Here is a 26,745-nt window from a genome sequence, read left to right as displayed (position 1 = left end):
GCAACGTCCGTGCCATGGAATGTAAGCGACCGAGAAACGGCGTCCTAGTTTTATAGGGTGAGTCTTGGCAGGCTTGCGTCCGCAAACACTTTGCGAACGCAAACCATGAACACTGACGATATTGATGTTGACTGCTTTCCACTGCGAGTAGTGCGTGTCCGGCGCAATGGCAAACGCGATTACGAGCCGGTGGCCAAACGGCGTTTGATTGAGCTGTGTCTTCGGCCTGGCGCATCGGTGGCAGGCATGGCGCTCAAGGCTCAAGTCAATGCCAATCAACTGCGCAAATGGATTCGGCTGCATCGGGAATCGAAGGCAGTGGAACGCGGTTCGCTGGCGGCGTTCGTGCCGGTTGTTCAGGGAATCCGATCCCCTGAAGTCGAAGCTGTGGTCACTGCGCCGAGTCGCACGACGGCCGTGGCAGTTGAACCGCAACCTCAGCCGTCGCGATCAGTCGCGCTGCTGAGTGCGAAGTTGCCAAACGGCGTGGCGATTGAGCTCGCATGCGGTGGGCGTGACGGTGAACTCGTAAAGGCGATGATCGAAGCGTTGGGGGCGAGCTGATGTTCCGCTTCGACGAAGGGCTGAAGGTCTACCTGCACCGGGAAGCCGTGGATTTCCGCAAGAGTATCAATGGTCTGTCGGCGCTGGTCGAGCAGTCGCTGGGGCTCGATTCGTTCGCACAAGCGGTCTACGTGTTTCGCAATCGGCGAGCCGATCGGATCAAGCTGCTTGGCTGGGGCCGGAACGGATATTGGCTTTTTTTGAAACGACTTGAGGCAGACCGTTTTGCCTGGCCGCGTGGGGCGGCAGTGGCGACTCTCTCGGGGGCCTGTCAGTTTTTTTGTGTGCAGGGCAGGTAAAGGCTCACCGTCGATGGAACGGTGAGCCAGCAATATCTTAACGATAAGGGTGGGTGAAGCGTTCCTCGTAGAGGATCGCAAACTGGTTCATGGCAGCCTTCCAGTCATGGGTTGAACTGCCCCACTTCACCGTGATGTTTCGCAGCGCCAGCCACAGCAGCTTGGTCGCCGCCTCGTCGCTGGGGAAGTGACCGCGCGTCTTGATGATCTTGCGCAGCTGCGCGTTGATGCTCTCGATCGCGTTGGTAACCGGCATGATAGGAACCGGTGCCCTTCCTCTCCTCACCGTGTAACTTGGTGTATGGTTCGACCATCCGGGACAGGGGCACCGGGGAGCACTTCGGGTGGGCAGGCCGTTCATATACGTTGAGCTGCGAGCTCGTGTTAGTAGTTGGCCGCCCCTGCGACCCGCCCGGTTGCGCTGCGAGCGCGAATCCGTAGTTGTCGTGCTGTCCCACCGGCTCCCATTTGCGATGTTTCCCATGGGAGACGCCAATGCGAGTGATAGGACTGGATGTATCGCGATCGGTGGCCGAGATCGCCTATTTGGAGAATGGCCGGCTACGCGCCGGCGGGCGCGTCGGACTGCGACGCGACGAGCTGGAACACTTTGCTGCCAAGCTAAAGCCCGACGACCACGTGGTACTCGAGGCGACCGGCAACACGATCGCCATCGCGAACGTGCTGACAGGTCATGTCGGCAAAGTGATTGTCGCCAACCCGTTGCAAGTCCGCCTGATCGCAGAAGCGCGCGTCAAGACGGATAAGATCGATGCCGCGATCCTTGCGCAACTCTATGCGAGTGGCTTCCTGCCCGAGGTGTGGATTCCAGACGAGGCCACGCAAGCGATGCGACGGCAGGTGTCGCGCCGCGCCCAGATCGTGCGGCAGCGGACGCGGCTCAAGAATGAGATTCACGCTGTCCTTGCCGCACATCTCATCGCACGGTGTCCTGCGACAGACCTGTTTGGCAAGAAAGGGCGGGCCTGGCTGAGCCTTCAGCCGCTACCCATGGACGAGCGCATCGGGATTGACCAGCGGTTGCATGAGCTCGACAGGCTGGCAGAGAATCTGCAGCAGGTTGAGCGCGTCCTGGCCCAATCCGCTATTCAGGACGACAGGCTGCGCAAGCTGCTGACCATCACCGGCATCAACACCACCGTTGCGATCGGGTTGATCTCGGCCATTGGCGATATCGCTCGCTTTCGTTCGCCGCAGAAACTGGTCAGCTACTTTGGCCTCAATCCTTCGGTCTACCAATCCGGCTTGCAGCCAGCAAAGCACGGACACATCAGCAAGCGCGGACGTTCCTATGCGCGTGCCATGCTGGTCGACGCTGCCTGGGCCGCAGCCCAAACGGCCGGCCCCGTCCGAGCCTTCTTCCTTCGTATCCGGGATCGTCGCGGTCAGCAGATCGCGGCTGTTGCCACGGCACGCAAGGTGGCGATCATCGTGTGGCACGTCCTCACGCGTAACGAAGCCTTCGCCTGGGATCGCCCGGCGCTGACTGCGCGCAAGACCCGTGAGCTGGAACTGCAGGCAGGCATGCCTGCGCGTCGCGGTAGCCGCAAGGGGTCTGCCGCCGCCTACAATCTGAAGTCCGTCCGGGATCTGGAGCGTGCGGCAGGCGAACAAGCTGAGCACGCTTACCAACGGCTGTTCTCGCGCTGGAAGCAAGCGCGACCGCAGGCAAGTGCGGTACGCGCTCCGTGGCCACCAATACGGACGCCATAAACGAGCGAAAGCACACCACGCGCTTGTCAACTTCATCCGTCGTGTAAATGATCTTGCGGATCGCCGGCGGGAACGTAAAGAACGGGATCACCTGATCCCAGGCGCGACGCCAGGATGCGCCGATCGGTGCATACCGCCGACCCCATTCCCCGTTCTCGAAGGCCGCCAACTCGGCCAGCGCGGCCTCGACGGTGGGGGCCGTGTACACGGGCTTGAGCGCCGCCGCCACGGCGCGGCGCTCCTTCCAGTTGGCGTACTCCAGGCTGTTGCGGATCAGATGCACGATGCAGGTCTGCAGGGTGGTGTTCGGGAACACCGCGGCCAGGGCCTGTTCCATGCCCTTAAGGCCATCGGTCACCGCGATCAGGATGTCTTGGGTACCCCGGGTCTTCAGGTCGTTGAACACCTTCATCCAGAACTTGGCGCCTTCGGTAGTCTCGATCCACAGGCCCAGGATGTCGCGCGTGCCGTCGGGCAGCACGCCCAAGGCCAGGTAGACGGCCTTGTTGCGCACCACGCCGTCCTCGCGCATCTTGACCCGCAGCGCGTCGAAGAACACCACCGGGTACATCACCTCCAGCGGACGGGCCTGCCAGGCGGTCACCTCGTCCATGACCGCATCGGTCACCGAACTGATGAACTCGGGCGAGACCTCGGTGCTGTACTGTTCGGCCAGAAACGACTGGATCTCGCGCAAGGTCATGCCGCGCGCATACATGGCGATGATCTTGTCGTCGAACCCGGTGAAGCGCCGCTCGTGCTTGGGAATCAGGATCGGATCAAAGCTGCCGTCGCGATCGCGAGGGATGTCTAACCGCAGCGGCCCGTCGTCGGTCAGAACCGTCTTGGCGCTCTTGCCATTGCGCTGGTTGGCCGTGCCGGCCGGGCGCTCGGCGCCAGCCGGGTAGCCCAGATGATGGCCGAGCTCGGCCCCCAGGGCGCGCTCGATCAGGGCCTTCTTGAACGCCATCGAGGCGTCCTGCACCGCCTCGGCGGTCATCGGGCCTTTTACGAAATGAGCGATCAGGTCCTCGGGAATGCTCGGCAGCTCACGGTCGGCGGCCTGGCTGGTCTTGGTTTTGCGTGGCATACATGCTCCTTGGCGACATGTTATGCCCTAAACACAAAATTTCTGACAGGTCCTCTCTCGGTCGAGCAACTTCACTGGCTGCTGGACGGCATTGACATCAGTGCCATCCAGCGGCATCCACCGCGACATTACCAACGGGCCGTGTGAACGCTGCATGACAGCGACGGTCAAATCCGTCATGTCGTCAACGCCTGTCACGATTACCGCTGCGGAACTCCAGCTCTTGCGCAATGCCGCCAAGGAGCGCGATGCGCTCAAAGGCGAGTTGCGCGTGGTGACGGTCGAGCGTGACCTGCTGCTCGAGAGGCTTAACAGGCCGCTGAAATACCTCCAGCGGACGTCAGCGCGACGACTGGCTGAAGCGTTGCTTTGAGGATCCCATCCAATCCCACATTCATGCGCGGCGCAGATACCTTCACGGAAAGCTTGTTCACTATGCGGAGGCTGGAGGATTTCGTGCCGCAGTCCCATCCGCTGCGCTCGATCCGGACTATGGCCAACCAGGCGCTGGTGAAGATGGACCGGCTGTTCGCGCAGATGTACGAGGCCGATATCAAGGGTGGCCGCCCCAGTATCGCGCCGGAGAAGTTGCTGCGGGCCATGCTGCTGCAGGTGCTCTACAGCATTCGCTCTGAGCGCCAGCTCATGGAGCAGACGCAATACAACCTGCTGTTTCGCTGGTTCATCGGGCTGTCGATGGACGACTCAGTTTGGGTGCCCACGGTCTTCACCAAGAACCGCGAGCGACTGATCAAGCATGATGCGGTGATCCAGTTTTTCAACGAGGTGCTGGCCATCGCGCAGAAGAAGAACTGGCTGTCGGGTGAGCACTTCAGCGTGGACGGCACGCTGATACAGGCGTGGGCAGGCCACAAGAGCTTCGTGCGCAAGGATGGCGACGACCAAGACGATGACGCCGGCGGCAACTTCAAAGGTCGCAAGCGCAGCAACGAGACACACGAATCCAAGACCGATCCCGATGCCAAGCTCTACCGCAAGGGCAAGACATCCAGTGAGCTGCGCTACATGGGTCATACCCTGAGCGACAACCGCCATGGCCTGGTGGTTAGCGCCATGGTGACCAAGGCGGACGGACACGCCGAGCGGGAGGCCGCAAAGGTCATGCTTAACGATGCCAGGCAGGTGATTGAAGACCTGAATGTGGAAGTCACCGTGGGCGCGGACAAGGGCTATGACGCGCACGAGTTCATTGAGGCCTGCCTGGAAATGAAGGTGACGCCCCACGTGGCGCAGAACACATCGGGTCGTCGCTCGGCCGTTCCTGATGCCATTGCTTCCAGCGCCGGTTATGCCGTCTCGCAACAAAAGCGCAAGCTGATCGAACAGGGCTTCGGGTGGGTCAAGACCGTGGGGCGCATGCGTCAGGTGATGGTGCGCGGTCTGAAGAAAGTCGATCAGATGTTTGTGCTGAGCATGGCCGCCTACCACATCGTGCGCATGCGCTCGCTGGGACAAATCCGTCCGCAGTTGCAGTAATCCCGCTCTGACTCCGGCAGTTCGTGGCGCATTGGCACGCGGGGAAGCGCCGGGTCCAACGGCTTGCGGCCGCGCTTCTTGCGCTTGTGACCGGCCACCTCAATCTCTGGCGTACCTTCTTCTTCCTGTGCCGGAAGTGTCGCCGCCGTTGGCGCCAGCGTCTCGGCTTCATTGAGGAACAGGTCCTTCTGCTGCGATCCCCGAACCTCGCTCGTGGCGCCGAACAGCTTGCGCTGGAAGGCCTTGAGCCTCTCGAGCAGCAGGTCACGCTCGACCGTCACCACGCGCAGTTTGCCTTTGAGCGCATCGCGCTCCTTGGCGGCATTGCGCAAGAGCTGGAGTTCCGCGGCGGTAATCGTGACAGGCGTTGACGACATGGCGGATTTGACCGTCGATGTCATGCAGCGTTCACACGGCCCGTTGGTAATGTCGCGGCGGGTGCCGCTGGACGGCACTGATGTCGATGCCGTCCAGCAGCCAGTGAAGTTGCTCGACCGAGAGCGTCGCCACTGCCGCCCCACGCGGCCAAGCAAAACGGTCTGCCTCAAGTCGTTTCAAAAAGAGCCAATATCCGTTCCGGTCCCAGCCAAGCAGCTTGATCCTATCGGCTCGTCGATTGCGAAACACGTAGACCGCTTGTGCGAACGGATCGAGCCCCAGCGACTGCTCGACCAGCGCCGACAGACCATTGATACTCTTGCGGAAATCCACAGCTTCCCGGTGCAGGTAGACCTTCAGCCCTTCGTCGAAGCGGAACATCAGCTCGCCCCCAACGCTTCGATCATCGCCTTTACGAGTTCACCGTCACGCTCACCGCATGCGAGCTCAATCGCTACGCCGTTTGGCAACTTCGCACTCAGCAGCGCGACTGATCGCGACGGCTGAGGTTGCGGTTCAACTGCCACGGCCGTCGTGCGACGCGGCGCAGTGACCACAGCTTCGACTTCAGGGGATCGGATTCCCTGAACAACCGGCACGAACGCCGCCAGCGAACCGTGTTCCACTGCCCTCGATTCCCGATGCAGCCGAATCCATTTGCGCAGTTGATTGGCATTGACTTGAGCCTTGAGCGCCATGCCTGCCACCGATGCGCCAGGCCGAAGACACAGCTCAATCAAACGCCGCTTGGCCACCGGCTCGTAATCGCGTTTCCCATTGCGCCGGACACGCACTACTCGCAGTGGAAAGCAGTCAACATCAATATCGTCAGTGATCATGGTTTGCGTCCGCAAAGTGTTTGCGGACGCAAGCCTGCCAAGACTCACCCTACAAAACTAGGACGCCGTTTCTCGGTCGCTTACCATTACGCCGCCTTTGATGACCGCAACCTGAAGAAGATCGGCCATTGCAGCCATTCGAACTGGCCGAGCCGACTGGCCGGGAAGGGTTACGAAAAGACGATCGAAGGTGGGCCGATAATCCTTGTCGCGCAGCATCTTTCCTCCGCCAACCGTTTGAGTACTTTTGCCACACCCGGGCTCAGCTTTTCGGTCATCGATCGGGTCACCCGTCAGCATGGCAGACCGCTGTATTAAATGTCCGTACCGATGAGCAACTGATTCAAGCAATAGATGATGTGTTCTCTTCGTACGGCACCCTATTGCCATCCGACGAGGTGTTCGTCCAACCGATGGCCAAAGATATCGCGGTAAGTGGCGTTGTCATGACATGCGACCCTGAATCAGGCCTTCCATACGGCAGAGGATCGCGCGATGCCTGGACACTGGGAAGGCGATCTGCTGTCGGCAGCGCCAACAGCCAGATTGCAACACTCGTCGAACGCCAGACAAAGTTCGTGATGCTCGTGAAGATTGCCAGCAAGGACTCTGAGGCTGTAGTCAACGCCCTGATCAAGCACGCTGGCAAACTACAGCAGGAATTGTTACAAAATCGCTGACGTGGGATCGCGGCACAGAGATGGCTGGCCACAAGAGCTTCACTGTCGCGACCGATATCAGGGTCTATTTCTGCGAACCTCAAAATCCCTGGCAGCGCGGCACGAACGAAAACACCAACGAGCTCTTGAGACAGTACCTTCCGAAAGGAACCGATCTCTCGATCTATTCGCAAGCCAAGCTCAATGCCATTGCCAGGCGGCTCCACGAACGCCCGCGCAAGGCACTAAACTTCGATACACCGGCTGAACGATTCCATCAAGCTGTTGCGCTGACCGGCCAATTGCTCGAGTATGACGGCGAGATGCCGAATCGGGACTGACTGATCAGACAACGGTGCATTGCCAAAATCGCGCCGCCACTTTCTGAATCTGCCAAAGCCGGAGGTAGAATCATCACTGCCCCCATCTGGGCGCTGGCTAATCACAAACCTTGTCGGCTCGCTCTACGAGTTTGCCCTCCTATATAGCTTACTGTGCGACTTCATAGCCCTGACATGAGCAGATGAGTCGGTGACCTGTCATCAAAGATTTCGATGCACTGCGGCTTAGAAACAAAAAGCGCGCCGGCACCGAGGTGCCCAAATATGCAATCGTGACGTCGGAAATTCGACAAAGCCAACGAATTATGTGGGCATTCTTTCAGCACATAGCATCGCTCGAATGACTGTGCCGATTCTTGCCGCAGATGTGAGAATAAGGGACCTGTGGCCGCAGACTCCGTAGTCTCAGCCGCACTATTTCCGTTCCCTTCATTCTCAATCCTATCTGCGCCTAGATCGGCACCTGCTTCGCTGAGCCGTCTGTGGGCGAGTCAAATCGACGCTGAACCGTCACTATCTTCAGCGGCCCCCCTTGTTTTGGGTCCGCCTACGAGCGTCTCTCGGAACGCTGCGCTATTTGGCATAAGGTTTGCGTGAGCGGACTGGGGCAAAGCAGATGAGGTACGCCGATCCTTTCATTGCAGGGTTGGTGGTCACGGTTTTAGCCGAGGATTATCCACCTCAATCCCTGCTTTATTAGTCACTAGACATTGTCCAAGCCGCTATATAGAAAATGAGGTATGCAAATATGTGTGCACATGATAAAAATGCCAATGATACTGACAAATTTATCGACTCAATGGCGGAAACCATGAAGGCGTTTTCGCAGATATTTGCAACTTTCTGCCAGCCGATTTTGCCGGGCTGGTTCGCAACCAATAGCACTACCAACAATTCAATCACCATCAACAAGGAGAATAGCTCGGATCCGGATATGGAGCGTGAAATCACGCGTGATCACAGCTATGGAAGCCAAATAGGCAGAGTAATTGATGCCGTCGCCGTTCTCGTCGAGCAACAGCCAAAGGACGTAAAGGAGTCCCCGAAATTACAAGGCTTAATGGACCTCAAGAATAGCATTAATAAAATCAAAGGTAGGACTTTGCGCGCAAGGCTAAGCAAATCTGGAGTGAGCCCTGACACTTATGCGAATTTAATAGATAAGATTTACAGTTCGAAGTCATGATGGGATTGGCGCCCGCGCCGCCTCAATTGCGTCGGAGAAAATCGCAGTTCAGGCGCGATTACCGCCCAGTATGCAAATTGTCACCCCGTACCCCGGCGTAACGGGCACCAACGCACATTGCAGGTGCTTGCCTGTTGACACATATCGACTCCTAGTGCTGCTGCCGGCCCGCTACTGCAGCTGCTCCGGGGTCGACCCAAGCCGACGTCGAAGCGCGCGGTCTTCCTGCTATGATCGGGCTTCGTCATTGCCAGCCAGTTCAAACGCTCCCTGAACAGGGACATATTGCCCCGGTGTGACTTGATGTGGTTGACCACAGTCGACTTTTGCGACACGCGCTGCTATAGCCGCACCCTGCTGCGGGTGGCGCGCGTCTGTCTGTTGCCGACGCTTTCCCAGGTGAAGCGCACAGAGACCGTCCGTGTTGCTCGCGAGCGCGCCGAACCTGGGATGAGTGGAGTCGGGCGAAGCTTGCCAGCGCAGCAATGCGCCAGCCCCGAGCACCGAGCATACCGGGCCCAACCACACAGATCGCGGCAGATTAGGCAGCAAACGCCATCTCATCGTAGACCGGCAAGGCGTTCCTCGGGCACTGACTGTCATCGGTTTCAATCGGCACGACTCGGTTGTCCTCGAAGACTTGGTCGATGCAATACCCGCAGTGCCTGGTTTGTCTGTCCAGCGGCCGTCGTGCGCCTTTATAGCTTCGAGAACGTGAAGCTACAGATTGGTTGGATATCGCCGTTCCTGGCGAAGAGTCGAAGAGCTATGAAAGATATCGCGCTTGGTGGGCCGGGTGGGATTCGAACCCACGGTGGGATATCCCCGGCGGATTATGAGTCCGCTGCCTGCAACCAACACAGCGTCCGGCCCTGTAGCGACGCGCGAGATTCTACCCTGAAGTTCCCAGAATTTGCCACCATCGCATCTCGCGACGGGTTGATTTAGCCGGCACTGAATTGGTGCTGGATCTGTTGAATCGGGAAGTCGTGGGCTGGTCCATCAAGGCGCGCATGACGGCGGACCTTGTGGCGGATGTGTTGGCGTGGTTCCGCCGCAGGCCCGGCATGGGGAAATTGTTGGGACGCGCCGACGAAGAGCTCTTCAACAGTTTGGAGAACGAACGAACTCCTTCCACGCGGTACCGGACGCAACGTGAGGCCGCTGCGGACCTGTTCGAATACATCGAAGTGTTCTATAACCGCAGTGGTCGTCATTCGTCCCTCACCTTCGTAATCGCCGACTCAGTTCCTGCAGGACTGGCTCACTGTTCAGCAGGCGACAGATTGGGCTGCATAACCCCGGACCTATGGAAGCCGAAAATAGGAAACCTCAATTATTGGCAATGTCTAAATATTGACAAGGAATTATATGTTATTTCATATGGCATTCAAGCGAGCGACTCTGGTGCTGGGCTCGGCGGCCTTCCTGTTTAATTTATCCGGATCGTGCGCAACGGAATTTGATTTTAGTCGGCCGAAAGGGTTCGGCGCAGCAACGATCGGCGGGATGGGCGGGGAAGTCGTGAATATCACAGATCCAATTGATGGCCGGGAGCAACTGAAGAATGCCCTGTGTAATTCATTTAATGCGGAAGGAGTATGCTCTGATGCAACTCCACGCATCATAAGAATCGCAACAACGATTGACTACACAGGGACAGAAAAAACCTCCTCGGAGCGTGGCTGTTATCCCGGCAAAATAAAAGGTGAATGTCCGACGCCGTACGAGCCGGAAGCATTGATCCTTGTCGATGCGAACGATAGGCATTGCAGTGGAAAAGAAGTCACAGGGATTACTTACGATGCGGCCGGGAAAAATCCGCTATCGGTCGGTTCAAATAAGACCTTAATTGGCGCCAGCTCGTCCGCAGCGCTAAAGGGAAAGGGACTGCGTCTGGTGAACTCCCGCAACGTCGAAATAAGAAATCTTACGATAAGTGACATTAATAACGGCATCGTTTTTGGTGGCGACGCAATATCGCTGGAAGGGGTGGACCGAGTTTGGATAGATCATAATACCTTCCACAATATTGGCCGACAAATGATTGTCGATCACTTCAGGCCTGCAATCAACGTCACTATTTCGTGGAATAATTTCGACGGCACAAGCGCTTACTCACCTGAGTGCAACGGGAAACATTATTGGAATATCTTGCTAACTGCAAAAAAGCAAAATATTACTTTATCCAATAATTGGATTCATGATTTTTCCGGGCGAGCACCGAAAGTTTCTGGCAGCGATGCCATTGTGCATGTGGTTAATAACTATTTCCAGAATGGTTCTTGGCATGCGATCGACTCGAGTGAAAAAGCACATCTTTTTGTCGAGGCGAACTACTTTGATAATGTGATCTTTCCAATTTTGCCTGACGATGGCTATATCTTTGGAGCGCTCGGTAGTCTCGGCGCTGTAGCCCAGCGGGAGTGCAAAGAAAAAGCCGGTCGCCCTTGCCTCGGCAATGTCGCTATCCCTGAACCCTCGAACAACGATTTTACGCAATACTCTGCCGTAATGGAAGCATTTGAAGCGCTGAGAAAAAATATAATTCACTCATCAAAGTCCAAGGCCTCGTCCTGCATGATAACGCCTTATGAGGCAAGCAAAGTGCCCGCTATAGTCAAGGCATATGCCGGCACAGGGCATCTCTGATACATGAAGGGGCGCGTCATGGATGTGCTGTACCGTACTCATTTTCTATTGCAGCAGCGGTCTTCACATACCCTCATGAGCGAGCTTCATAACGATTTGAATACAGTTCATTTTACGTCCGGAGGTACGCCCTCTACAATCCCGACTTCCTGGAGGCGGCTGATGATTTTTCATTCAAATGACTTACAACTCCGGGTTCCACCAACATTGGTGCGAAGCTCGCTCGAAGAATTGCTGAGGCGTTATTTGCAAGGTAGTGATGGTACTTCTTCGAAGTCATCGACTCCAGGCTGCGTCAGGTTTTTGCAAGCCACAAGACGCCTCATTCTAGTCACCTGTCATGTATCAGATGCTGAAGCATGCTAAGGCAAATCAAAAACGTGCGGCGTTCCTTGTTTCAGTTTCAGTCTCTTGGGCCATGTAACGCATGGGTTTTAATATTTCGTTTTCATGCTTTACGCAATTGGCTGGAAACTAAAGAGTCCGCGGTAGTGCTGCCTGATGAGTTAATGGAACGGTGAGCTAGCTAATGTCAGCGTGTTCACCAAGACATGCCTGCCTCGTATGATACCTAGGGACGTTTTTAAATTAGAGGAGATATTTTGTGACCAGTTTGAAGTCCAACCCTTCTGAAGGAGGAAACGAGGCCTTGAGCGAGCCAGAGCGGCGGCGGCGGCGGTCCGTGCATGAAAAGCTTGCTATTGTGCAGGAAACCCTGGAACCAGGTGTAACCGTCTTAGAGGTGGCCAGGCGCCATGAAGTCAATCCCAATCAAGTGTCCGCATGGCGGAAGCAGTACCAAGATGGTACTCTGGCCCCTCACAATATCGGCGAGGCTTTGGTTCCCGCATCTCAATTAGCCGCCGCGATGAACGAGATTCGAGAGTTGCAAAGGCTCTTGGGAAAAAAGACACAGGAAGCAGAGATATTGAAGGAAGCGACTGAGTACACTCCGTCTTCAAGTAGTGATTGCGCACTTCACCATTCCGCCTTGGGGCGACTGTGATGAATAGCGTCTGCATATTCGCCATGAAAGCTGAATAGCCTTACGCCGAGCCATTGGGTGGCTCAGCAAATTTCTTAACCGAATGTCCAGCCCTGCACGAGTCGTTGTATGGTGGCGAACATTTTCTTTGACATAGTTCATGGGGCTGGGCTGCTTTCAAATCACGTATCCCCTATCAGGCTGCTGAAGTACTCATCGCGCTAGCGATGAGTTTTTCCCCGCAAGGCGGGGAGCGCTGTTTTTCACAATCCGGAAGCCGGACGTCACTGCCTCGGCTTTTTCCGCGTTTTGGCGCCCATTCCGGCCTCATTAGCGCGATTACTGCAACTGCGGACGGATTTGTCCCAGCGAGCGCATGCGCACGAGGTGGTAGGCGGCCATGCTCAGCACAAACATCTGATCGACTTTCTTCAGACCGCGCACCATCACCTGACGCATGCGCCCCACGGTCTTGACCCACCCGAAGCCCTGTTCGATCAGCTTGCGCTTTTGTTGCGAGACGGCATAACCGGCGCTGGAAGCAATGGCATCAGCAACGGCCGAGCGACGACCCGATGTGTTCTGCGCCACGTGGGGCGTCACCTTCATTTCCAGGCAGGCCTCAATGAACTCGTGCGCGTCATAGCCCTTGTCCGCGCCCACGGTGACTTCCACATTCAGGTCTTCAATCACCTGCCTGGCATCGTTAAGCATGACCTTTGCGGCCTCCCGCTCGGCGTGTCCGTCCGCCTTGGTCACCATGGCGCTAACCACCAGGCCATGGCGGTTGTCGCTCAGGGTATGACCCATGTAGCGCAGCTCACTGGATGTCTTGCCCTTGCGGTAGAGCTTGGCATCGGGATCGGTCTTGACGCACGGCAGGTAGCTCTTCGGCATAAAGGCGCCAGCAGCTTACCCCGGATCTCCGCTTCGATGGCATAGAGCTCGCCGATCCGGCGTAACGCCTCCGTTGTGGTCGGCGTTGCCTTGCGGACATGCAGATCGTGCACCTTACGGCGCGCGTGAGCCATACAAGCTGCTTCGCGCACACTGCCATCGGTAAAAACAGCGTTGAAGCCCGCATACGCGTCTGCCTGCAGGATGCCGCGGAAGCCGGCCAGATGCGCTTGGGGATGTTGGCCCTGGTGGTTTGGTGTGTAGGCGAACCAGACCGCAGGCGCAGCATCCGAACCCGATGCGCGATCGTCTCGCACGTAAGCCCATAGCCTTCCGGTCTTGGTCTGCCCCTTACCTGGCGCAAGTACCGGCAGCGGCGTGTCGTCCGCGTGCACCTTGCCGGGCATCATCACGTATCGGTGCAAAGCCTCGACGAGGGGGCGTACCAGCGCACCGCAAGCGCCGACCCCGCGCGCCATGGTCGTGCGGTCCAGCTCCACGCCCTGGCGAGCATAGATAGCGGCTTGGCGGTACAGCGGTTGGGCGGCGACAATCATTTTGTCCGGCGTAGCGACAAACATCTTGGCCGGTGGCGGGAACTCGGAGGCGGCGTAGCCGCCGGAGAGTTTCCGCCACCGGCGGCGCCGAGTTGGCCGGGTTCTACGATGGCTGATCGCATCAATAAGCGGTCAGTCCATGTCTGGAACCCGTATTACCGACCAACAGGTTAGCCTCTACATGTCCAAACGCAAACAGCATACCCAGGAGATTGCCGCTGCCAAGGCCGGCATCAGTGTGCGCAGTGCCCGGCGTATCGAACGTGATAGCCAACTGCCTTCGCAGAAGCCCCGCCGTTACTGGCGCTCGCGGCCCGATCCATTCGTCGAGGTCTGGGACACCGAGGTCGTGCCGATGCTTGCTAGCGAGCCGCGCCTGCAAGCCATCACCATTCTGCGCAAGCTCCAGGACGACCATCCCGACCAATACCCTGACAGCATGCGCCGCACGCTCGAACGGCGCATCAGCAAGTGGCGGGCTGTGTCTGGACCGGCCAAAGAAGTCTTCTTCCCACAGGAACACGCGCCGGGGATCCGGGCACTGTCGGACTTCACCGATATGCAGGCGCTGGGCATCACCATCTCCGGCGTTCCATTCCCTCACCGCCTGTATCACTTCGTGTTCGCGTTCTCGCGCTGGGAGTACGCCCAAGTGGTTGAAGGCGGAGAGAGCTTCGAGGCGCTGTCCTCGGGCTTGCAGAACGCGCTCTGGCAGGCCGGCGGCTGCCCGCGAGAACATCGCACCGACAGCCTCTCGGCGGCGTTCAAGAACCTGAAGGAGCAGGAGGACTTCACAACGCGCTACGAAGCCCTGCTGGACCACTATGGGATGACCGGCACCCGTAACAACCGCGGCCTGGGCCACGAGAACGGCAGTGTGGAATCATCCCACCGCTATCTGAAGGAGGCTGTCGACCAGGCACTGATGCTGCGCGGCCACCGGGACTTCGAGGATCGAGCCGCCTATGAGGCGCTCCTGCGCGAGGTCGTGATGCGTCGTAACCGGCGTCATGCAGCGGCGTTCCGTCTCGAGCGCGAGCAGTTGACGGACCTGCCTCCCCGGCGCACGACGGACTTTGCCGAAGAGGAAGCGCGTGTCACCCGTTGCAGCACATTCACCGTGCGCGGCATCCTCTACAGCGCGCCGTCCCGCCTGATTGGTCACCGTCTGAAGGTGCGTGTGTACGGCGACCGACTGGACTGCTACCTGTCCGGAGCCATGGTGTTCAGCACTCCTCGGGGCTCCCACGCCGCGCACAGCACCCGCCGCGCTATCGACTATCGGCACTTCATTGAGGGGCTCAAACGTAAGCCGCAGGCCTTCAAGGGCCTGGCGTTCCGGGACGATCTGTTCCCTCGGGAGGCCTATCGGCGAACCTGGGAGCAGCTTGATGCCCGGCTGTCGCAACGCGACGCGTGCAAGACGATGGTTGGCCTGCTTGAGCTGGCGGCCATGGACGGTATCGAAGCCGTGCTGGCCGTGCGCCTGGAAGCCATGTTGGGCGATGGTGATCTGCCGGATCTGGAAGCGCTGCGCGAGGAGTTCTCGCCGCGGCAAGCCGATCACCCCGTCATCCATGTCCAGATGCCGGCGACCAGTTGCTACGACGCCCTGCTGGGCCAGGGGGTCGCAGCATGAACGCGCCGCTCCCAATTGATGCCGCCCGCCTGACGTTGATGCTCAACGAACTGCGCCTGCCCACCATTGGCCGGCTCTGGCCAGAGTTCGCACAGCGCGCCGACAAGGAAAGCTGGCAGGCAACCCGGCTGCTTGGCGCCTTGCTCGAACACGAACTGGCCGAACGGGCCAAGCGGCGTATCGAACGACACCGAACCGAATCCCGCCTGGATCCAACCAAGACGCTGGCTGCCTTCGACTTCAGTGCTGTGCCCATGGTCTCCAAGGCGCACGTGATGGCACTGGCGAGCGGTGATTCCTGGCTGGAGAAAGGTGCCAATGTGTTGATCTTCGGCCCGCCGGGCGGTGGGAAGAGCCACCTCGGATCGGCCATCGGGCATGCCCTGATCGACGCTGGGTACAGGGTACTGTTCACGCGTACCAGCGAGATCGTCCAGAAGCTGCAGGCAGCCAGGCAGAGCCTGCAGTTACCTGCAGCCCTGGCCAAGCTCGACCGCTTTGACCTGATCATCCTGGACGACCTGTCGTACGCCCGCAAGGACCAGGCCGAAACCAGTGTCCTATTCGAACTGATCGCCGAGCGCTATGAGCGGCGCAGTCTGCTGATCACGGCCAACCAGCCGTTCTCAGGCTGGGACAACGTGTTCCCTGACCCCGGCATGACCATCGCCGCGATTGACCGACTCGTCCACCATTCGACGATCTTTGAAATGAACGTCGAAAGCTACCGTCGGCGCACCGCAAGCGACAAGCAGTCTGCTCGCCGACGACAATCATCCAGCGACAACGACAATCACCGCGACATCGATAACGGAGCGACAACCATGACCTAACACTCACCGACAATCATCCCGGCCAACCGGCCAAAATGATTGTCGCTGGACCGGCCGTCCTGCTTGACGCTATCTAAGCGGTTGATGATCAGCGTATTTGGCAACCAGTATGTGAGCGTGCAGTCCCGCCGTGGCAATGCCGCGCTCATCGGCCGGCTTGGCGCCGCAGCCTGGACGATGCAATCACAACAGGCGCAGGCCTTCTTGCGCCGCACCTGCCGAATCACCCTGAATGAATTGCTGATGATATCGAGTTGCTCCGAGATGTCCTCGCCCAGCGGCTTGAGCTTACCGCCGCACTCTGGACAGGCTTCGGTCTCGGGCTCGAGAATGCGCTCCTCCCGCTCCAGGTGCTCCGGCAACGGCTTGCGTACCGCTTTCTTCCGGACAGAAGGGGTTGCCTGCGGATCGACTTCGGTTTCAGCCGCACCTTCCTCGGCCAGCAGATCTTCCAGTCGGGTCTCAAGCTGTTCAATCTGTCGATCCAGCTTCTCGGACTTCTGGCCAAACTGCATCCGCCTCAGCTTTGAGATCTGCAGATTTAGCTGCTCGATCTCCATGGAGCGGACCGCCAAGGCCCGTTCCATGAGTACGATCGATTCCCGCTGTGCCAACACCAAGGCCTTCAGGGCCTCAATGTCGTCGGGGAGATCGCTGGGGTCGATTGGCATGCGCGGCAGTTTACGCACATGCCGCAAGGTTTACAACACCGACTGTGGCGGCCAGGTGCGCTCGGGCTGCTTCCAGTTAATCCCCTCCAGCAGCATCGACAACTGCGCTTGCGTCAGGTGGATCTTGCCGCTGTCGGCCTTCGGCCAGACGAAACGTCCACGCTCCAGGCGCTTCGAGAGCAAGCAAAGTCCATCGCCCGTTGACCACAACACCTTGATGACGTTGCCGCGCCTGCCGCGGAAGACGAAGACATGGCCGGAGAATGGGCTCTCTTGCAGAGTCGCCTCCACCTTCGCGGCGAGCCCGTTGAATCCACAGCGCATGTCGGTCACGCCTGCAGCGATCCAGATGCGTGTTCCCGCCGGCAACCCGATCATGGCGTCAAACGGTCCAGTACCGTACGCAACGTGCTCGCGTCGACTGCCCCTTCGATGCGAATCACCGCTCGGCCCAGGCGGATCTCGATGGCGCCGTGCGGCGGCGTCGGCTCGCAAACCGCAGCGCCCGGACTCATTGGCATCGGACCGGGTGGCGAGCTTGGGCGTTCAACCGTCACCGGCAACAACACCGCAGCTTCCTGGCACTGCTCCGTTCGATAGCGTCGGCGCCAAGTGAACAGCATGTTCGCGTTGATGCCATGCTCGCGCGCCAATTTCGATACCGAGACACCCGGCTCACACGCAGCGGCTGCCAATCGCCGCTTGAATTCCTCGTTGTAGTTCGGCCGGCCTTTGCGACCGCCGGCAACTGGTACTTCCTGTAACTGTGACAAAGTAGTTCCCATCACTATTTGGTGGGAACTACTTTGGCGCCACTCTACTGAACGGTACAGACGGTGCTTGCGACTCGCTTACTCATAAGCTGAGTGGTCTCGCAATTTACCGAGGAAAGACTTGCGCATGGAGAACCGCGGATCAACTCAGACCATCGGGCATTAGCACCAGAAATGCAAACGGCCCGCATAATTGCGGGCCGCTTTGTCAAGACATGATGCAAAGTTACATCACTCTGGATCGGCAGATGGTTGAGTTGCACCGCTCTTTTCTTCTGCAGCGCGCCGCTTCGCCTCTGCCGCAGCGCGAGCCGCTGGGCCATCCTCTCGAAAATTCAGCGATGGCAATCGTAGCTCACCGTACCAACACCGACTTGTAACGGTTGCGATTTGCTCTCTGATCGCACCATAGAGCAAAGACGCACCATTCACAACAGCGATTTCGAGACGTTCCGCCGCGTCAGGGAACCCATTTGGTATCGAAAAATATCCCACACATTCGACATCAATCTTGTAAGGAACTTCTTTCTCCGGGCCGTCACTGACTTGAATCCCTAACGCAACCATATAGTCGCGGACCTCCCCGCCTTCTAGCTTATCAGCTTCGGCATGGGTAAGGGAACAATGAATATTTGCTCCCCAGGTATCAATTGGCGCGGGGTTCTCTACTGGATCCAGCGTCTCAGGCTCATTTCTGGGATAGACGCTCACGTGCAAGAATCTAAGCGAATTGAGCTTTAATGGACTCGGTCTCATACCTTAGGCTGCTTCTAACTTATAGCTCTGCATGCTCTTCAGTGCCGCAGGCAAGTTCGAAGCTGGAGCGTCATAATCGAGCGACATTTCGTAGGCTGCATTCTTGCGCTGAACAAAGCGGGCCATACTATGCACTGTCCCGCCTGTCTGCACATCAACTGCAAGTTCATCCTCTTCGCTGCTCTCGGATACAAAGACCTTCGAGTAACAGGAAATGGGAGAATCTAACAGCGTATGTTTGAGGACCGCGTGAACCACACATCGTGCGTCCTTTAACACTCCATCCGCTTCCAGGATGGTAGAGATTCGGGACACTTCCTTGGAACAGATCGCCGTCGCAACCTCTTCCTCACCTGCCGCATGAGCAAGCCATGCCAATGCAGTCGGGACCTGTGCAGCTACGCGGATGAGTTTGTCCATTGATGCGGATTGGGTCACATCATCCGCTTCGTACTTCGAAAAGGCGACCGGCCCACCACCGAATATTTTTACTGCCTGTACCTTCTTCAGGCCTGCGCCGACACGGATGGCATGAACCTCTTGCCCGGTCAGAAGACACTCTAGCTTTTTACGAAGCTCCACTACCGCGCGCTTGTTCTGACGCATGTCAGACGCTGACGCGTAGTCACTGCCACACTCCTCACAGTGCGACATGACAAATGGCACAGAGAACGTTGCGCCCTTGTGCTCGATCTCATTTTGTCCATACACGGACGCGACATGGCCTTCCCCGCACACATCGCAGAGAACATGCGTAGTCATTTGGATCTCCCGTTACTGATGCATTGATACGAGTAGGATCAGCTTGCCAGTACGATTGTTGGCTAGCTTGACGTAGTACTCCTGAGTGATGTCTTTGTAGGCGTACTCATTCCATTCCTGGCGAATCAGTACATAGACATCACATGCCGCCCAAGGGCCGCCCGGCTGCTTCTCGCACCATTCAGAGCCCTTGAAAGTGCCCGACCGAACAGCGTCCTTCACCAGAGTGGCTAGCTCTCTTGCGTCCAGCTCATACTTCTGGACGTCCCTAGCGCACTTTTCGGTGAATGGAATGACTGGCGCATAGTTCTCGCCATCCGCCCCAACCTCGAGCAGCGCGATGAGTGCCGCAGGATCGTAAAGAGGCCCATCTGCCTTCCCCTGAATTTTACGACTGCCTCCACCTACATCTGAGGGACTCGCTCCGGCGTATTGGCTTACGTTCTTTCGATTATTTACCACCGTGGTAAGTTCCGCAAGAGATTTCTAGCCATCCATGGCTACTGTTCGTTGGGTTAGTCACAGAAAAAGCGCCGCATAAGCCACTAATACTACGCTTTTGGCCGATTGAGCGCCGATGTTACCAAAGCCTCTCCCCAGAGTCGTTACCCCGCAAGTGCGGCACGGCAGCTGCAACGAGAGCGCGCCGAGCGTTGTAAATCGGAAACACTTTGAAGAAGCCGCAGAGTCTCCTAGGAATGCTCTGCACAAACGGGAATCGAGTGTGCTTGGCCGTTTAACAGGAAGCTGAATGCGCCACGACTCCAACCTATCAGCCCGGAGCGAAGGTTTCTGGCACGCGCGCAGCAGCATTCGCGGGCTGTGCGCGAGGCATCGGCGTGAGTCAGAAACGCGCTCATGCCCAAGCAGCCAGCAGTTTGCCGTGCGCCATCCACAGGTTTGACAGCACGAACAAGGTTATGGGTTGCGCGGTGTTCTTCCTCAGCCCTCGATAGCGGACCTTGGTGTAGCCGAACTGCCGCTTGGTGACCCGGAACGGATGCTCGACCTTTGCCCGGATGCCCGCCTTGATTCGCTCGACCTGATCGACGAGCGCGCCAAGCGGTTTGCTTTGGTCCAGAACGCGACGTTTGCCTGGCTTCTTCGCCACGTGCCAGTTCACGCCTGCTCGCGCGTCCGGACGCTTCTCCACGCCCTGATAGCCCGCATCGCCAAACGCGTCAGTTTCCTCGCCATGCAGCAGACTGTTGGCCTCAACCACGTCGTTGACGTTGCCCGCCGTGCCCCGCACCGTGTGCGCCAGCCCGCTTTCGGCGTCCACGCCAATGTGCCCTTCCATGCTGAAATACCACTGGTTTCCTTTCTTGCTCTGGTGCATCTCCGGGTCGCGTTCGCCCGACACCGACGCATTCTTGGTCGAGCCCGGTGCGCTGATCAGTGTCGCGTCTACCACCGTGCCCGCGCGCAGCATCAATCCCTTGTCGCGAAGGATGTCGTTGACCAGCGCAAGAATCTGAGCGGGTGCTTCTCTCGCAGATGACGGAACCCCAGGATGGTGCTCTCATCGGGGCAGCCTCACCGTCCAGTTATCCAACCCGGCGAACTCCCGATACAGCGGAACGTCGTGCAGCGCTTCTTCCATCGCCGGGTCCGACAGGCCGAACCATTGCTGAAGGAAGTGGATGCGCAGCATCGCCTCGACCGCGAACGGGGGACGGCCGCGCTTGCCTTCTCGGGCGTACGGAGCGATCAGCATCACCAGATCAGCCCACGGCACCACCCGGTTCATCTCGTCCAGGAATTCGCGCTTGCGGTTGCGCTTGGTCGACAAGTTCAGCAAGGTCAGTTTGTTTCATGCGCCACATGCTCGCTGGCTCGACGATTCATTGCAAGCACATCCGCTGGCTAATTGTGCAGAGAATCCCTAGGGATACTCTGCACAAACGCGAATCGAGTGTGCTTGGCCGTTTAACAGGAAGCTGAATGCGCCACGACGCCAACCTATCAGCTCGGAGCGAAGCTATCTCGCACGCGCGAAGCAGCATTCGCGGGCTGCGCGCGAGGCATCGGCGTGAGCCAGAAACGCGCTCATGCCCCGGCAGCCAGCAGTTTGCCGCGCGCCATCCACAAGTTGGACAGTGCGAACAAGGTCATGAGTTGCGCGGTGTTCTTCCTCAGCCCTCGATAGCGGACCTTGGTGTAGCCGAACTGCCGCTTGATGACCCGGAACGGATGCTCGACCTTGGCCCGGATGCCCGCCTTGATTCGCTCGACCTGATCGACGAGCGCGCCAAGTGGTTTGCTTTGGTCCAGGACGCGACGTTTGCCTGGCTTCATCGCTACGTGCCAGTTCACGCCCGCCCGCGCGTCCGGACGCTTCTCCACGCCCTGATAGCCCGCATCGCCGAACGCGTCGGTTTCCTCTCCATGCAGCAGGCTGTTGCCCTCAACCACGTCGTTGACCTTGCCCGCCGTGCCCCGCACCGTGTGCACCAGCCCGCTTTCGGCGTCCACGCCAATGTGCGCTTTCATGCCGAAATACCACTGGTTTCCTTTCTTGCTCTGGTGCATCTCTGGGTCGCGTTCGCCCGACCCATTCTTGGTCGAACTCGGTGCGCTGATCAGTGTCGCGTCCACCACCGTGCCCGCGCGCAGCATCAATCCCTTGTCGCGAAGGATGTCGTTGACCAGCGCGAGGATCTGAGCGGCCAGCTTGTGCTTCTCCAGCAGGTGACGGAACCGCAGGATGGTGCTCTCGTCGGGCAGCCTCACCGTCCAGTTGTCCAGCCCGGCGAACTCCCGATACAGCGGCACGTCGTGCAGCGCTTCTTCCATCGCCGGGTCCGACAGGCCGAACCATTGCTGAAGGAAGTGGATGCGCAGCATTGCCTCGACCGCGAACGGGGGACGGCCGCGCTTGCCTTCCGGGGCGTACGGAGCGATCAGCATCACCAGATCGGCCCATGGCACCACACGGTTCATCTCGTCCAGGAATTCGCGCTTGCGGGTGCGCTTGGTCGACAAGTTCAGTCCAAGGTCAGTTTGTTTCATGCGCCACATGCTCGCTGGCTCGACGATTCATTGCAAGCACATCCGCCGGCTAATTGTGCAGAGCATCCCTAGCGATGAGTTTTTCCCCGCAAGGCTGGGAGCGCTGTTTTTCACAATCCGGAAGCCGGACGTCACTGCCTCGGCTTTTTCCGCGTTTTGGCGCCCATTCCGGCCTCATTAGCGCGATTACTGCAACTGCGGACGGATTTGTCCCAGCGAGCGCATGCGCACGAGGTGGTAGGCGGCCATGCTCAGCACAAACATCTGATCGACTTTCTTCAGACCGCGCACCATCACCTGACGCATGCGCCCCACGGTCTTGACCCACCCGAAGCCCTGTTCGATCAGCTTGCGCTTTTGTTGCGAGACGGCATAACCGGCGCTGGAAGCAATGGCATCAGGAACGGCCGAGCGACGACCCGATGTGTTCTGCGCCACGTGGGGCGTCACCTTCATTTCCAGGCAGGCCTCAATGAACTCGTGCGCGTCATAGCCCTTGTCCGCGCCCACGGTGACTTCCACATTCAGGTCTTCAATCACCTGCCTGGCATCGTTAAGCATGACCTTTGCGGCCTCCCGCTCGGCGTGTCCGTCCGCCTTGGTCACCATGGCGCTAACCACCAGGCCATGGCGGTTGTCGCTCAGGGTATGACCCATGTAGCGCAGCTCACTGGATGTCTTGCCCTTGCGGTAGAGCTTGGCATCGGGATCGGTCTTGGATTCGTGTGTCTCGTTGCTGCGCTTGCGACCTTTGAAGCTGCCGCCGGCGTCATCGTCTTGGTCGTCGCCATCCTTGCGCACGAAGCTCTTGTGGCCTGCCCACGCCTGTATCAGCGTGCCGTCCACGCTGAAGTGCTCACCCGACAGCCAGTTCTTCTTCTGCGCGATGGCCAGCACCTCGTTGAAAAACTGGATCACCGCATCATGCTTGATCAGTCGCTCGCGGTTCTTGGTGAAGACCGTGGGCACCCAAACTGAGTCGTCCATCGACAGCCCGATGAACCAGCGAAACAGCAGGTTGTATTGCGTCTGCTCCATGAGCTGGCGCTCAGAGCGAATGCTGTAGAGCACCTGCAGCAGCATGGCCCGCAGCAACTTCTCCGGCGCGATACTGGGGCGGCCACCCTTGATATCGGCCTCGTACATCTGCGCGAACAGCCGGTCCATCTTCACCAGCGCCTGGTTGGCCATAGTCCGGATCGAGCGCAGCGGATGGGACTGCGGCACGAAATCCTCCAGCCTCCGCATAGTGAACAAGCTTCCCGTGAAGGTATCTGCGCCGCGCATGAATGTGGGATTGGATGGGATCCTCAAAGCAACGCTTCAGCCAGTCGTCGCGCTGACGTCCGCTGGAGGTATTTCAGCGGCCTGCTAGGGCCTTCTTCTTGAGGACCGGATCTTGTGCAACGGAGGCAGCTGTCCGCATCGCACGACGTCGAACCGGTCAACCAATTATCCTAACAGCCGGTTTTCACGGTTGGCATGACATCTTCCAACGGTACCCGTGGTCTGACGATTCTACAGCCAAAGACCATTACATCCAGGACTTTCAGTATGACTTAGATATCTTGCAGCAGATGTTGAGTTGGAACAGAGGCAAAGTCGCCGGAATTGTAGTCACGCCAGAGCCATCGGTCTTTCCTCCGGAGTTACTCCACCAAAGCGCTAGAATGGCTATGCTGCATGGAGCGCTTTTGATCGTTGACGAGGTGCTTTGCGGACTTCGTTACGCCGACGGTGGTTACTGCCAAGCACACCGGGTCCCGGCCGACCTGATTACCTTGTCCGAAGGACTCGCACAGGGAATTGGCCTTTCTGCGGTTATTGGTACGGCCGATGCCATGTCCGGGGCGGATGGTGTTTATCTTGGCAACACCTACTTACGTGAAAATCGAGCCTTCGTAGCTGCTAATCTAACGCAGCAAATTTTCGAAGAAGATGGCATTGTAGCTCGCTTGGCGGATAGCGGCGCAGTGCTCAAGAGGTTGTTCCACGAGTCGTTCGCTAGCTTCGGAATACCCGCGCGTGTCTTAGGAAGCGACGCCATGTTCGATATTGTCATGCCTTCGCAAAGACATGGAAGTGCATTTGTCCGACGGTGCCTTCAATACGGTATATACACAGGCTACCCGGCAACTTACATGAGCAATATTTCCATGGGCAACACATTCTTCAGCACTTTACAAGAGGCGCTGAAGGGTGCGCTCGCGGACTACTGCAAAGACGAAGATATGACCGCGCGGGTTACAGATAGATCCATGATCGAATACTGTTGGCGAGCGTTTCGCGCGACAGCGAACACTTGCCTCTCCAACAAGACTTATTGGGCACAATTATGAAAGGCCGGTACCGAGATGCCCACAGCCAAGGATTACCGCTCGAACCCGCCCCCAAACGCACAATCGCCGAATAACTCGCATCGCTACAGTTGCAGAGATGTCCTATTACTTTCGCAAATTGCCGTAGCAGCATGGCTGCGGCTTTCACCGATATTACGTGATAGGCTAAATTGAAGGCCTATTTGCTGACCGGTTCGGTCCGAGTCGCACCAGCACTAATATTATTCCGCGCAAGACTCATTTGCCATTAAATTCAAAGACTCCGCCTGAGTTTAGTCAACGACAAACTTGGGGATCTGCTTAGGAGTACCAAGTGAATTGTACGTGCAACGTCCCTCAATTCCTGCGCCGTCTTATATCCGCTCACCCGAAACGCGTAATCTGTGGGAACCTCATACATTTTGCGCGTATCTGCAAATCTAGACTCGTCAGCAGTTATCGTGTTCATGAACACGGTGTAGACTGGGTACTTTGCCGCCCCCAGAAAGGCTCTCCGCGTTTCCGTTGTGGGACAAACAAAATCCACAATGCAATGGTCGTTCGCACCGTAGTTTAGCGTCAGATTGGCGATTTCCGCCATACGACGAGCGTGCTCGATTCGGTGCACAAAACTAAACGTCAAGTCACGATTTATATTATCCCGAACAAAATCCGCATTAACCCAGCTGGCTGTCGGAATTAAATCCAAAAGCATTCTAGCAAGTGTAGTCTTGCCAGATCCCGGAAGGCCTTGAATCATGACGATAGCACGCCCTCTTTGTTTCATATTCCACTTGCTCATGATTGATGGCCGTGTCAACGAATGCAGCAATAAATTCAAGCGTTTTTCAATGAATTCTTAAACCACGGTTGGATCGATCTACGTTCCCATTTTGCCAACTTCGCATTCGGGCCTCAACACAGTTTACCGAAACTTTGCTAGGGATGCTCTGCACAATTAGCCGGCGGATGTGCTTGCAATGAATCGTCGAGCCAGCGAGCATGTGGCGCATGAAACAAACTGACCTTGGACTGAACTTGTCGACCAAGCGCACCCGCAAGCGCGAATTCCTGGACGAGATGAACCGTGTGGTGCCATGGGCCGATCTGGTGATGCTGATCGCTCCGTACGCCCCGGAAGGCAAGCGCGGCCGTCCCCCGTTCGCGGTCGAGGCAATGCTGCGCATCCACTTCCTTCAGCAATGGTTCGGCCTGTCGGACCCGGCGATGGAAGAAGCGCTGCACGACGTGCCGCTGTATCGGGAGTTCGCCGGGCTGGACAACTGGACGGTGAGGCTGCCCGACGAGAGCACCATCCTGCGGTTCCGTCACCTGCTGGAGAAGCACAAGCTGGCCGCTCAGATCCTCGCGCTGGTCAACGACATCCTTCGCGACAAGGGATTGATGCTGCGCGCGGGCACGGTGGTGGACGCGACACTGATCAGCGCACCGAGTTCGACCAAGAATGGGTCGGGCGAACGCGACCCAGAGATGCACCAGAGCAAGAAAGGAAACCAGTGGTATTTCGGCATGAAAGCGCACATTGGCGTGGACGCCGAAAGCGGGCTGGTGCACACGGTGCGGGGCACGGCGGGCAAGGTCAACGACGTGGTTGAGGGCAACAGCCTGCTGCATGGCGAGGAAACCGACGCGTTCGGCGATGCGGGCTATCAGGGCGTGGAGAAGCGTCCGGACGCGCGGGCGGGCGTGAACTGGCACGTAGCGATGAAGCCAGGCAAACGTCGCGTCCTGGACCAAAGCAAACCACTTGGCGCGCTCGTCGATCAGGTCGAGCGAATCAAGGCGGGCATCCGGGCCAAGGTCGAGCATCCGTTCCGGGTCATCAAGCGGCAGTTCGGCTACACCAAGGTCCGCTATCGAGGGCTGAGGAAGAACACCGCGCAACTCATGACCTTGTTCGCACTGTCCAACTTGTGGATGGCGCGCGGCAAACTGCTGGCTGCCGGGCATGAGCGCGTTTCTGGCTCACGCCGATGCCTCGCGCGCAGCCCGCGAATGCTGCTTCGCGCGTGCGAGATAGCTTCGCTCCGAGCTGATAGGTTGGCGTCGTGGCGCATTCAGCTTCCTGTTAAACGGCCAAGCACACTCGATTCGCGTTTGTGCAGAGTATCCCTAGGTAAAGTAACAAAGCCCATCGACACGAAGCCCGCCAAGTCACCTCCCTAGCAGGCTGCTGAAGTACTCATCGCGCTAGCGATGAGTTTTTCCCCGCAAGGCGGGGAGCGCTGTTTTTCACAATCCGGAAGCCGGACGTCACTGCCTCGGCTTTTTCCGCGTTTTGG

General features: G+C 58.0%; 20 protein-coding genes, 1 tRNA gene and 12 pseudogenes. 15 read left to right on the top strand and 18 right to left on the bottom strand.

The window, feature by feature from the left end:
• Nucleotides 1-105: 105 nt before the first annotated feature.
• Nucleotides 106-564 (top strand): IS66-like element accessory protein TnpA, encoded by a 459-nt coding sequence (gene tnpA, locus CBM2586_RS31375; RefSeq protein WP_081479555.1) that lies wholly within the window; start codon nt 106-108, stop codon nt 562-564.
• A complete protein-coding gene (gene tnpB, locus CBM2586_RS31370) occupies nt 564-863 on the top strand; it encodes an IS66 family insertion sequence element accessory protein TnpB (protein WP_050976572.1) in 300 nt (99 codons plus the stop codon). Before tnpA (CBM2586_RS31375) ends, tnpB (CBM2586_RS31370) begins: the two co-directional genes overlap by 1 nt.
• 37 nt (nt 864-900) lie before the next feature.
• On the opposite strand, the pseudogene CBM2586_RS31365 reads toward tnpB (CBM2586_RS31370), so the two are convergent.
• Nucleotides 901-1,122: pseudogene (locus tag CBM2586_RS31365) on the bottom strand (transposase); the annotation flags it as partial.
• Nucleotides 1,123-1,358: 236 nt separating this feature from the next.
• Between CBM2586_RS31365 and CBM2586_RS31360 the strand changes: the two are divergent.
• Entirely contained in the window at nt 1,359-2,597 is a 1,239-nt protein-coding gene (locus CBM2586_RS31360) for an IS110 family transposase (RefSeq protein WP_012354672.1), read from the top strand.
• Nucleotides 2,598-2,622: 25 nt separating this feature from the next.
• On the opposite strand, the pseudogene CBM2586_RS31355 reads toward CBM2586_RS31360, so the two are convergent.
• Nucleotides 2,623-3,687: pseudogene (locus CBM2586_RS31355) on the bottom strand (IS256 family transposase); the annotation flags it as partial.
• Between the two features lie 154 nt (nt 3,688-3,841).
• Here CBM2586_RS31355 and CBM2586_RS31350 point away from each other — a divergent pair.
• Together CBM2586_RS31350 and CBM2586_RS31345 are read left to right on the top strand one after the other, a co-directional pair.
• Complete coding sequence (locus tag CBM2586_RS31350) at nt 3,842-4,060, top strand: hypothetical protein (RefSeq protein WP_041232868.1); 219 nt, start codon at nt 3,842-3,844, stop codon at nt 4,058-4,060.
• Between the two features lie 23 nt (nt 4,061-4,083).
• On the top strand, nt 4,084-5,184 hold the full coding sequence (locus CBM2586_RS31345) for an IS5 family transposase (RefSeq protein ID WP_012354760.1): 1,101 nt from the start codon (nt 4,084-4,086) through the stop codon (nt 5,182-5,184).
• On the opposite strand, the pseudogene CBM2586_RS31340 reads toward CBM2586_RS31345, so the two are convergent.
• The 4 genes and pseudogenes from CBM2586_RS31340 to CBM2586_RS31325 all read right to left on the bottom strand — a co-directional run.
• Nucleotides 5,157-5,561: pseudogene (locus CBM2586_RS31340) on the bottom strand (transposase domain-containing protein); the annotation flags it as partial. The gene CBM2586_RS31345 and the pseudogene CBM2586_RS31340 sit on opposite strands and share 28 nt — an antisense overlap.
• Before the next feature lie 31 nt (nt 5,562-5,592).
• Nucleotides 5,593-5,943, bottom strand: coding sequence for an IS66 family insertion sequence element accessory protein TnpB (gene tnpB, locus CBM2586_RS31335; RefSeq protein WP_012354445.1), 351 nt, complete (start codon nt 5,941-5,943; stop codon nt 5,593-5,595).
• Nucleotides 5,943-6,401 (bottom strand): IS66-like element accessory protein TnpA, encoded by a 459-nt coding sequence (gene tnpA, locus CBM2586_RS31330; protein WP_081479541.1) that lies wholly within the window; start codon nt 6,399-6,401, stop codon nt 5,943-5,945. Before tnpA (CBM2586_RS31330) ends, tnpB (CBM2586_RS31335) begins: the two co-directional genes overlap by 1 nt.
• A 57-nt stretch (nt 6,402-6,458) precedes the next feature.
• The gene (locus tag CBM2586_RS31325; RefSeq protein WP_157877314.1) at nt 6,459-6,620 is read right to left on the bottom strand and encodes a hypothetical protein; all 162 of its coding nucleotides are present in this window, start codon (nt 6,618-6,620) and stop codon (nt 6,459-6,461) included.
• A 261-nt stretch (nt 6,621-6,881) separates the two neighbouring features.
• Between CBM2586_RS31325 and CBM2586_RS31320 the strand changes: the two are divergent.
• From CBM2586_RS31320 to CBM2586_RS32350, 3 genes and pseudogenes are all read left to right on the top strand, one after another.
• Nucleotides 6,882-7,401, top strand: a pseudogene (locus CBM2586_RS31320) (IS30 family transposase); the annotation flags it as partial.
• Between the two features lie 748 nt (nt 7,402-8,149).
• Complete coding sequence (locus tag CBM2586_RS31315; RefSeq protein WP_012354759.1) at nt 8,150-8,587, top strand: hypothetical protein; 438 nt, start codon at nt 8,150-8,152, stop codon at nt 8,585-8,587.
• 452 nt (nt 8,588-9,039) lie between these two features.
• Nucleotides 9,040-9,281, top strand: a pseudogene (locus tag CBM2586_RS32350) (IS5/IS1182 family transposase); the annotation flags it as partial.
• A 91-nt stretch (nt 9,282-9,372) separates the two neighbouring features.
• Here the strand turns inward: CBM2586_RS32350 and CBM2586_RS31310 are convergent.
• Nucleotides 9,373-9,460: transfer RNA gene (locus CBM2586_RS31310), tRNA-Ile, on the bottom strand.
• Between the two features lie 86 nt (nt 9,461-9,546).
• Here CBM2586_RS31310 and CBM2586_RS31305 point away from each other — a divergent pair.
• From CBM2586_RS31305 to CBM2586_RS31295, 3 genes and pseudogenes are all read left to right on the top strand, one after another.
• Nucleotides 9,547-9,886 (top strand): annotated as a pseudogene (locus CBM2586_RS31305) (IS3 family transposase); the annotation flags it as partial.
• Between the two features lie 84 nt (nt 9,887-9,970).
• Nucleotides 9,971-11,239, top strand: coding sequence for a right-handed parallel beta-helix repeat-containing protein (locus CBM2586_RS31300; protein WP_157625309.1), 1,269 nt, complete (start codon nt 9,971-9,973; stop codon nt 11,237-11,239).
• A gap of 604 nt (nt 11,240-11,843) precedes the next feature.
• Nucleotides 11,844-12,239: pseudogene (locus CBM2586_RS31295) on the top strand (transposase); the annotation flags it as partial.
• A gap of 324 nt (nt 12,240-12,563) precedes the next feature.
• Here CBM2586_RS31295 and CBM2586_RS31290 read toward each other — a convergent pair.
• Nucleotides 12,564-13,094: pseudogene (locus CBM2586_RS31290) on the bottom strand (transposase); the annotation flags it as partial.
• A 44-nt stretch (nt 13,095-13,138) separates the two neighbouring features.
• Nucleotides 13,139-13,660 (bottom strand): annotated as a pseudogene (locus CBM2586_RS31285) (IS66 family transposase); the annotation flags it as partial.
• 157 nt (nt 13,661-13,817) lie between these two features.
• Here CBM2586_RS31285 and istA point away from each other — a divergent pair.
• Both istA and istB read left to right on the top strand, forming a co-directional pair.
• Nucleotides 13,818-15,317 carry an IS21 family transposase gene (gene istA / locus CBM2586_RS31280; RefSeq protein ID WP_012354405.1) on the top strand — a complete coding sequence of 500 codons (1,500 nt, stop codon included), beginning with the start codon at nt 13,818-13,820 and terminating at the stop codon, nt 15,315-15,317.
• Complete coding sequence (gene istB / locus CBM2586_RS31275) at nt 15,314-16,150, top strand: IS21-like element helper ATPase IstB (protein ID WP_012354406.1); 837 nt, start codon at nt 15,314-15,316, stop codon at nt 16,148-16,150. Before istA ends, istB begins: the two co-directional genes overlap by 4 nt.
• Nucleotides 16,151-16,225: 75 nt before the next feature.
• Here the strand turns inward: istB and CBM2586_RS31270 are convergent.
• The 8 genes and pseudogenes from CBM2586_RS31270 to CBM2586_RS31235 form a co-directional block, all read right to left on the bottom strand.
• Nucleotides 16,226-16,821, bottom strand: a pseudogene (locus tag CBM2586_RS31270) (IS66 family transposase zinc-finger binding domain-containing protein); the annotation flags it as partial.
• A gap of 30 nt (nt 16,822-16,851) precedes the next feature.
• Nucleotides 16,852-17,199: an IS66 family insertion sequence element accessory protein TnpB gene (gene tnpB, locus CBM2586_RS31265; RefSeq protein WP_012354753.1), complete on the bottom strand. Its 348-nt coding sequence runs from the start codon at nt 17,197-17,199 to the stop codon at nt 16,852-16,854.
• A complete protein-coding gene (gene tnpA, locus CBM2586_RS31260; RefSeq protein ID WP_081479552.1) occupies nt 17,196-17,606 on the bottom strand; it encodes an IS66-like element accessory protein TnpA in 411 nt (136 codons plus the stop codon). The genes tnpB (CBM2586_RS31265) and tnpA (CBM2586_RS31260) overlap by 4 nt, the downstream gene beginning before the upstream one ends.
• A 219-nt stretch (nt 17,607-17,825) precedes the next feature.
• Entirely contained in the window at nt 17,826-18,305 is a 480-nt protein-coding gene (locus tag CBM2586_RS31255; RefSeq protein ID WP_157625308.1) for a protein-export chaperone SecB, read from the bottom strand.
• 48 nt (nt 18,306-18,353) lie between these two features.
• A complete protein-coding gene (locus CBM2586_RS31250; RefSeq protein ID WP_012354751.1) occupies nt 18,354-19,112 on the bottom strand; it encodes a type II toxin-antitoxin system MqsA family antitoxin in 759 nt (252 codons plus the stop codon).
• 856 nt (nt 19,113-19,968) lie between these two features.
• Nucleotides 19,969-20,929 (bottom strand): annotated as a pseudogene (locus CBM2586_RS31245) (IS5 family transposase).
• Between the two features lie 232 nt (nt 20,930-21,161).
• A complete protein-coding gene (locus CBM2586_RS31240; RefSeq protein WP_012354594.1) occupies nt 21,162-22,124 on the bottom strand; it encodes an IS5 family transposase in 963 nt (320 codons plus the stop codon).
• Nucleotides 22,125-22,310: 186 nt separating this feature from the next.
• Nucleotides 22,311-23,411 (bottom strand): IS5 family transposase, encoded by a 1,101-nt coding sequence (locus tag CBM2586_RS31235; RefSeq protein WP_012354651.1) that lies wholly within the window; start codon nt 23,409-23,411, stop codon nt 22,311-22,313.
• Nucleotides 23,412-23,509: 98 nt separating this feature from the next.
• On the opposite strand from CBM2586_RS31235, the gene CBM2586_RS31230 reads away from it, so the two are divergent.
• Entirely contained in the window at nt 23,510-24,463 is a 954-nt protein-coding gene (locus CBM2586_RS31230) for an aminotransferase class III-fold pyridoxal phosphate-dependent enzyme (protein WP_240074695.1), read from the top strand.
• A 253-nt stretch (nt 24,464-24,716) separates the two neighbouring features.
• On the opposite strand, the gene CBM2586_RS31225 is transcribed toward CBM2586_RS31230, so the two are convergent.
• Nucleotides 24,717-25,202, bottom strand: coding sequence for an adenylyl-sulfate kinase (locus CBM2586_RS31225; RefSeq protein ID WP_256461668.1), 486 nt, complete (start codon nt 25,200-25,202; stop codon nt 24,717-24,719).
• A 251-nt stretch (nt 25,203-25,453) separates the two neighbouring features.
• On the opposite strand from CBM2586_RS31225, the pseudogene CBM2586_RS31220 reads away from it, so the two are divergent.
• A pseudogene (locus CBM2586_RS31220) lies at nt 25,454-26,401 on the top strand (IS5 family transposase); the annotation flags it as partial.
• Between the last annotated feature and the right edge of the window lie 344 nt (nt 26,402-26,745).

Origin of the sequence: Cupriavidus taiwanensis, assembly GCF_900250115.1 — a bacterium.
Classification (GTDB): Bacteria; Pseudomonadota; Gammaproteobacteria; order Burkholderiales; family Burkholderiaceae; genus Cupriavidus; species Cupriavidus taiwanensis_B.
The sequence above is the reverse complement of the archived record's forward strand: the minus strand, read 5'-3'. Positions and strand labels throughout refer to the sequence as shown.